The sequence below is a fragment of the Streptosporangium sp. G12 genome (genome assembly GCF_052983175.1).
Map to the genome: position 1 here is coordinate 286148 of NZ_JBRIQO010000010.1, position 7346 is coordinate 293493.

The window sequence follows — 7346 nt, forward strand, 5'->3', positions numbered from 1 at the left end:
GTTTTTCCGCGTACCGCTCCGTCATCACAACCGCGGGGGAGTCCACTCGCATTCCTTTGCGATGGCTGGACCCGGTTGTCGGTCGGTCGCTCTAACCTAGGGGACGTGTCGATCCCAGCCTCTTCCCTGACCCATCCGTTGCTCGACGGGCTCAACCCCCAGCAGCGCGAGGCCGTCGTGCACCACGGCAGCCCCCTGCTCATCGTCGCGGGCGCGGGTTCCGGCAAGACCCGGGTGCTGACCCACCGCATCGCCTACCTGCTGGGCGAGCGGGGCGTGCAGCCGCAGGAGATCCTGGCGATCACCTTCACCAACAAGGCCGCGAGGGAGATGAAGGACCGGGTCGACCGGCTCATCGGCCCGCGCTCGGCGGCGATGTGGGTGATGACCTTCCACAGCGCGTGCGTGCGGATCCTGCGCCGCGAGGCCAGGCGCCTGGGCTTCCCGACGAGCTTCTCCATCTACGACCAGGCCGACTCCCAGCGGCTGATGGCGATGGTCTGCCGCGAGATGGACCTCGACCCCAAGCGCTACCCGCCGAGATCGTTCTCCGCCCAGGTCAGCAACTTCAAGAACGAGCTGATCGACTACGAGACGGCGTCGGCCCAGGCGTCCACCCACCTGGAGCGCAAGCTCGCCGAGGCGTACCGCAACTACCAGCAGAAGCTCACCGAGGCCGGAGCGATGGACTTCGACGACCTCATCATGCTGACGGTGACGCTGTTCCAGATCTTCCCCGACGTGGCCGAGCACTACCGGCTCCGCTGGCGCCACATCATGGTGGACGAGTACCAGGACACCAACCACGCCCAGTACACCCTGATCCGCGAGATCGCCGGCCGTCCCGAGCCGCGCACCGCCGACGGGGACACGGTCAGGGAGGGCAGGGAGGGCGGGGTCGCCCCGGCCGAGCTGTGCGTGGTCGGTGACGCCGACCAGTCGATCTACGCCTTCCGTGGCGCGACGATCCGCAACATCCTGGAGTTCGAGCGCGACTACCCGGAGGCCAGGACGATCCTGCTGGAGCAGAACTACCGCTCCACCCAGACGATCCTGTCCGCCGCCAACGCGGTGATCTCGCGCAACGCGAGCCGTAAGCCCAAGAACCTCTGGTCCGACCAGGGCGCCGGGACGAAGATCATCGGCTATGTCGCCGACAACGAGCACGACGAGGCCATGTTCGTCGCGCAGGAGGTCGACAGGCTCACCGACCACGAGGACGTCGTGCCCGGCCAGGTCGCGGTGTTCTACCGGACCAACGCCGCCTCCCGGGTGTTCGAGGAGATCTTCATCCGGACCGGCCTGCCGTACAAGGTGGTGGGCGGGGTGCGCTTCTACGAGCGCAAGGAGGTCCGCGACCTGCTCGCCTACCTGCGCTTCCTGTCCAACCCGAACGACGTGGTGTCGCTGCGCCGCATCCTCAACGTGCCCAAGCGCGGCATCGGCGAGCGCGCCGAGGCGATGGTCGAGGCGTTCGCGACCAGGGAGCGGATCCCCTACTGGGAGGGGCTCCGCCGGGCGGACGACGCGCCGGGCATGGCCACCCGCTCGCTCAAGGCCATCAAGGAGTTCGTCGCGCTGATGGACGAGCTCATGGTGAAGGCCGACGACATGACGCCCTCGGAGCTGGCCCAGGAGGTGCTGGCGAGCACCGGTTACCGCCTGGAGCTCACGGCCTCCAACGACCCGCAGGACGAGAGCCGCCTGGAGAACCTGGACGAGATGATCTCGGTCGCCTCCGAGTTCGAGGAGGCCAACCCCGAGGGCACGCTGGTGGAGTTCCTGGAGCAGGTCTCCCTGGTCGCCGACGCCGACCAGATCCCGGCGGCCGACGGCGGTCAGGGCGTGGTGACGCTGATGACGCTGCACACCGCGAAGGGACTGGAGTTCCCGGTGGTGTTCCTCACCGGCATGGAAGACGGCGTCTTCCCGCACATGCGCTCGCTCGGCGAGCCCAAGGAGCTGGAGGAGGAGCGCCGCCTGGCCTACGTCGGCATCACCCGGGCCGAGCAGCGCCTCTACATCTCCAGGGCGGCCGTCCGCAGCTCCTGGGGCTCGCCCGCGTTCAACCCGGCCTCCCGGTTCGTCGCCGAGATCCCGTCCGAGCTGGTCGACTGGCGCAGCGATCCGGAGAAGAGCGCCTGGAGCGCCGCCACCCGCCGCGACTCCCGTCCCGCCCCGGCCAGGAAGCCCGGTGGCAGGCAGATCCCCAACCTGACCCCCGGCGACCGGATCACCCACGACCAGTTCGGCCTGGGCACGGTCGTGTCCGTGGACGGCGTCGCGGAGAAGACCAAGGTCAAGATCGACTTCGGTGGCGGGGGAGAGAAGACCCTGCTGCTGGCGTACGCGCCCCTGGAGAAGCTCTAGCCTGTGCCGGATGAGCGTCCGGGGAGGCCGGAAGGGCCCGGGAGCGGTTGCTCTCCGGGCCCTTCCCGAGCGCCGTGGGCCGGTTCGGTCCCTCATCACCTCGGGCCGGTTCAGCCCTTGAAGAGCTCCTGGATGGGGTCCTCGGGCTGGGTGATGTCGCCGATGAGCTCGTCGAATTCGACCACCTGGCCGGCGGGCGGTGCCTTGATCGTGACCTTGGTGCCCCAGCCGGTGTAGCGGGTGTCGTTGACGTAGGTCAGCTCGGTGCTGTTGAGGCCCCGGGTGGACTCGGTGTACGACGACACGATCCGGCGGACCAGCCGGTCGGAGCCGAGATAGATCTTCCAGGTCACCGGGAGCGTCGCGGACCTGCCGGTGGGCTTCCTGCCCAGCATCGTGCGTACCGCGGGAGAGACCCTGAAGAGCTCGGCCAGCGTGATCGTGCCCGAGTGGACCGTGGTCCGGGTGCCGTCCCACGTCCCGCCGGGGCGCTTGGCGCGGGTGTGGGCCAGAGTCGCCCTGAGCGTGCCGGGCTCGACGGTGCTGATGATCTGCTGGACGGCGCTGACCAGGGAGAGCGTGCCGCTGGGCGTGCGCAGCCACTTCTTGCCCTCGGGCATGGACTCGGCGAAGATGCCGCCCGAGGTGTAGCTGACGCCCTTCAGCGAGATCGTCCGTGACGGGGCGAACAGGCCCTTGAGCTCGCTGTCCGGGACAGGCAGGCTGAATGTGGTGGTCAGGTCCGAGGCGACCATGCCGGTCCTGCCGAACTCCAGCACCCCGCTCCGCCGGGTCAAGATCGTCCGATTCTTCTTGCCCTCACCGACGATCTTCGTGTTCTCGGTGAGCTTCACGCCCCGGTGGGTCCTGAACTGGCGCTTCAGCGCCGAGACCGGGTCGGCCGCGCCGGCCTGGGCGGTCCGGGTGGTCGTGGCGCTCGCCGGGGCGACGGTCACCAGCGTGGGAACGATCAGGGCTGCCATGGTGGCGCCGGTCAGGGCGGCGATGATTCGCCTCATCGAGGGGGTCCTCCCGTAGGTGTCCTCGCGTCGTCGCGGAGGGCGGAAGAAGATTCTTCCCTATATCCCGAAATATTGGATCAAGAATCGACAGAGGTGCCGGGGCCCGCGCCGTCGGCGGACGCCGCGAGCCGCGCCCGGCGGAGGAAACCCGCCGGGCGCGGCCCGTGTGGTGCGAGATGTGATCAGCGCGGGACGATCGGTGCCGTGTGATCGGTGTGGCGTGATCAGCGCGGGACGAACCGGTTCCGTGTGATCAGCCCGGGGTGATCAGCTGCCGCCCAGCAGGGGGATGGGGGCGTCGGTCTCCACACCCTCGTCCAGATCGCCCGGCTTGGCGACCTGATCGGCCGGCGGCGCCTTGACCGTCACCTTGGAGCCCCAGCCGGTGTAGCGGGTCTCGACCGAGATGGTCGTCCCCGGCGCGGCCACGGCGGTCCCGGAGTAGGTGGTGGTCAGGCTCCTGGCGAGCAGGTCGGAACCGAGAACCAGCTTCCACTGCACCGTGATCTTCGACTGCTTGGCCGTCGGAGCAACGAAGACGCCTGCTCGGAACCACGGTGAGACCTTGTAGAGCTCGCCGAAAGTGATCTTTCCCGAGTAGGCGGTCGGGCGCTTGACCGTGGCGCGTGCGAGCAGGGCCTTGAGCGTCGCGGGCTCGGCCGGATTGACGAGCTGGCTCAACCGGCCGGTGTTGCCCAGAACGCCCGGCAATTTAAGCCACGTTTTGTCCTCAGGCAGGAATTGGCCGAAGATGCCGCCGGAGACGTAGGAGGTGTTCTTGACGCGGATCACCCGCTCGGGCTTGGTCAGACCGACCAGTACCTTGCTCTCCTCCTCGCTCAGGTTCTCGGTAATCTCCGCGATGTCGCTCGCCTTGATGCGCAGCTTGGTGGTCTGGTCGGACGCGTTGATTCCGGAGGCGCCGAACTGGAGCACCCCCTTGCGCTGAGCCAAGACCGCGCTGCCGTACGAGGCGCGCCCCTTCGTGGTGTCGACGTACGTGACGCCCCGGCCGTTTTCGAACTGCTTCTTCAGTGCGCTGATCGGATCGGCGGCCTGTGCGTGCGCGGTCGATGCCAGCGCCGGAACGCCCAGCATGGCCGTTGCGGCGCACGCCAGCCCGGCGATGTATCGCTTCAAAGGGATGTCCTCCTGATTGATCCCTCCACCCCGCTGGGGGAGGGACGACACATTCTTGTGGAGAAAGATCACGGAACGGTAGCGCATTTGGCGGATTGCCTTGAATTAACCGTGCACATTCGGTGCAGAGAGGTCCTGCCGACCTTTGGCGCGCCGTCATCTCCTATACCGGGAACGCGGCTTCGTTTCCGAACAATCACAGACGGTCAGTTTCCCTTTTCTGTGCGGCCCCGGTTCCGCCGCGTATTCCGGCCGGTTTAGCCGGGGCGCGGCCGCCGGGGGAGACGGACCCTGGCGCCGTACGGAAAGGCGGTGAAATTCGTACCGCTGTACCGTGGTTCGCGGTGGCCCGCCGAGCCCGGCGCGGCGCGGCCGGTTACGCTGCGGACAGCTCCCACGTCGCGAGGGGAGCGCAGACAAGGAGGTCTGGATGGATGCCGTGTCAAGGATCCGCGTCGTCATCGCCAAGCCGGGGCTGGACGGTCACGACAGGGGCGTGAAGATCGTGGCGCGGGCGCTGCGGGACGCCGGGATGGAGGTCGTCTACACCGGCCTGCACCAGACGCCCGAGCAGATCGTGCGCACCGCGATCCAGGAGGACGCCGCGGCGGTCGGGCTGTCCATCCTGTCGGGCGCGCACATGACGCTCTTCGCCAAGGTGCTGGAGCTGCTGAAGGAGAACGACGCGAGCGACATCGTGGTGTTCGGTGGCGGGATCATCCCCGAGGCCGACATGCCCGCCCTCCAGGAGATGGGCGTCGCACGCGTCTTCACCCCGGGCGCCACCACCCAGGAGATCGTCGACTGGGTGCGGAGCGCGATCCCCTCGCCCGTCTGACGGCCTTCACGCCGTCTGACGGTCCCCCACCCGTCCGACGGGTCTCTCGCCGGATCTCTCGCCGGTGTTCCGGCCGCCCTCGCCTGTCCGACGAACCTCTGACAGGTCGCCCGCCGGCCCGGTGAACCGGCTCGCGGGACCGGCGGCCGGACCGGCCGGTTCGGCGCGAACAGCGTTCGGGGCGTACGATCTGGAACCCGGTTACCTGGTCATGCCATGAGGCGGGCTAGGCTTCATTGGCGCAAAACCGCCGGGCTCCCCCTTGGATCATGGAGTCGGCTCGCTCACATCTGTACACCAGCCGGACAAGCAAGGACGGACCCTCGTGGACCTGTTCGAACATCAGGCGAAGGAGCTCTTCGCGGAGTACGGCATCCCGGTGCCGCGCGGCGTGGTCGCGCACACCGTGGAGGAGGCACGGGCGGCAGCCGAGCAGCTGACCGGCCGTGTCGTTGTCAAGGCCCAGGTCAAGACCGGTGGTCGAGGCAAGGCCGGTGGCGTGAAGGTCGCCGACGACGCCGCCGACGCCGAGCGGAAGGCCACCGACATCCTCGGCATGGACATCAAGGGCCACACGGTCCACAAGGTCCTGATCGAGGAAGCCAGCGCGATCGCGGAGGAGTACTACTTCTCCTTCCTGCTCGACCGCGCCAACCGTACGTTCCTCGCCATCTGCTCCGCGGCGGGCGGCATGGACATCGAAGAGGTCGCGCACAGCACCCCCGAGAAGGTCGCCAAGATCCCGGTCTCTCCCCTGGACGGCGTCGACCGGGCCAAGGCCCGCGAGATCGCCCAGGCCGGAGGGCTGCCGGAGGCCGCGCTCGACGGCGCCGCCGAGCTCATCGAGAAGCTCTGGTGCGCCTTCGTCGACGAGGACGCCTCCCTCGTCGAGGTCAACCCGATGATCCTGTCCGCCGACGGCCAGGTGAAGGCCCTCGACGGCAAGGTCACCCTCGACGACAACGCGTCCTTCCGCCAGGCGGACCACGCGGCCTTCGAGGACAAGGCCGCCGAGGACCCGCTGGAGGCCGCGGCCAAGGCCAAGGACCTCAACTACGTCAAGCTCGACGGTTCCGTCGGCATCATCGGCAACGGCGCGGGCCTGGTCATGTCGACCCTGGACGTCGTCGCCTACGCGGGCGAGACGTTCCCCGGTCAGCCCAAGCCCGCCAACTTCCTCGACATCGGCGGCGGCGCCTCGGCCGAGGTGATGGCGGCCGGCCTGGAGATCATCATCTCCGACCCCGCGGTGAAGTCGATCTTCGTCAACGTCTTCGGCGGCATCACCGCCTGCGACGCGGTCGCCAACGGCATCGTCTCGGCCTTCCAGTTGCTGGACGCCCGCGGTGAGAGCGTGAGCCGCCCGCTGGTCGTCCGTCTGGACGGCAACAACGCCGAACTCGGGCGTCAGATTCTCTCCGACGCCAAGCTCTCCGGCGTCGAACTGGTGGACACCATGGACGATGCGGCCAAGCGCGCCGCCGAGCTCGCCGCGGTAGGTGCGTAATGGCCATCTGGCTGAACGAGAACAGCAAGATCATCGTCCAGGGCATGACCGGCGGTGAGGGCACCAAGCACACCCGCCGGATGCTCGCCTCCGGCGCCCGCGTCGTCGGCGGCGTCAACGCCCGCAAGGCGGGCACCGTCCACGAGGGCCTGCCCGTCTTCGGCACCGTCGCCGAGGCCATCAAGGAGACCGGCGCCGACGTGTCGGTCGTCTTCGTGCCCCCGGCGTTCACCAAGGACGCCGTCAAGGAGGCCATCGACGCCGAGATCCCGCTCTGCGTGGTCATCACCGAGGGCGTCCCGATCCACGACACCACCGAGTTCTGGGCGTACGCGGTCGCCAAGGGCGGCAAGACCCGGATCATCGGGCCCAACTGCCCCGGCATCGCCTCGCCCGGCGCCTCCAACGCGGGGATCATCCCGGCCGACATCACCAGCGCCGGCCGCATCGGCCTGGTCTCGAAGTCGGG

The 7346-nt window shown here is 68.5% G+C and carries 6 protein-coding genes; 4 read left to right on the plus strand and 2 right to left on the minus strand.

Features of this window, described 5'->3' with window-relative positions:
• Positions 1 to 105: 105 nt before the first annotated feature.
• Positions 106 to 2370, plus strand: a complete 2265-nt coding sequence (pcrA, locus tag ACVCAG_RS17815; RefSeq protein WP_440082891.1) for a DNA helicase PcrA — start codon at positions 106 to 108, stop codon at positions 2368 to 2370.
• Positions 2371 to 2480: 110 nt separating this feature from the next.
• On the opposite strand, the gene ACVCAG_RS17820 is transcribed toward pcrA, so the two are convergent.
• The gene (locus ACVCAG_RS17820) at positions 2481 to 3389 is read right to left on the minus strand and encodes a hypothetical protein (RefSeq protein ID WP_440082892.1); all 909 of its coding nucleotides are present in this window, start codon (positions 3387 to 3389) and stop codon (positions 2481 to 2483) included.
• 270 nt (positions 3390 to 3659) lie between these two features.
• A complete protein-coding gene (locus ACVCAG_RS17825; RefSeq protein ID WP_447190046.1) occupies positions 3660 to 4532 on the minus strand; it encodes a hypothetical protein in 873 nt (290 codons plus the stop codon).
• Positions 4533 to 4962: 430 nt separating this feature from the next.
• On the opposite strand from ACVCAG_RS17825, the gene ACVCAG_RS17830 reads away from it, so the two are divergent.
• The 3 genes from ACVCAG_RS17830 to ACVCAG_RS17840 form a co-directional block, all read left to right on the plus strand.
• On the plus strand, positions 4963 to 5370 hold the full coding sequence (locus ACVCAG_RS17830) for a cobalamin B12-binding domain-containing protein (protein WP_440073307.1): 408 nt from the start codon (positions 4963 to 4965) through the stop codon (positions 5368 to 5370).
• Positions 5371 to 5695: 325 nt separating this feature from the next.
• Positions 5696 to 6877: an ADP-forming succinate--CoA ligase subunit beta gene (gene sucC / locus ACVCAG_RS17835; RefSeq protein ID WP_440082894.1), complete on the plus strand. Its 1182-nt coding sequence runs from the start codon at positions 5696 to 5698 to the stop codon at positions 6875 to 6877.
• On the plus strand, positions 6877 to 7346 hold a 470-nt coding region (locus tag ACVCAG_RS17840; RefSeq protein ID WP_440082895.1), incomplete at its 3' end, for a CoA-binding protein. The genes sucC and ACVCAG_RS17840, both read left to right, overlap by 1 nt.

Bases quoted from the DNA above. Each gene is read 5' to 3' on its own strand.
- ACVCAG_RS17820 (WP_440082892.1), bottom strand. From the start codon at position 3,389: ATGAGGCGAATCATCGCCGCCCTGACCGGCGCCACCATGGCAGCCCTG.
- ACVCAG_RS17830 (WP_440073307.1), top strand. From the start codon at position 4,963: ATGGATGCCGTGTCAAGGATCCGCGTCGTCATCGCCAAGCCGGGGCTG.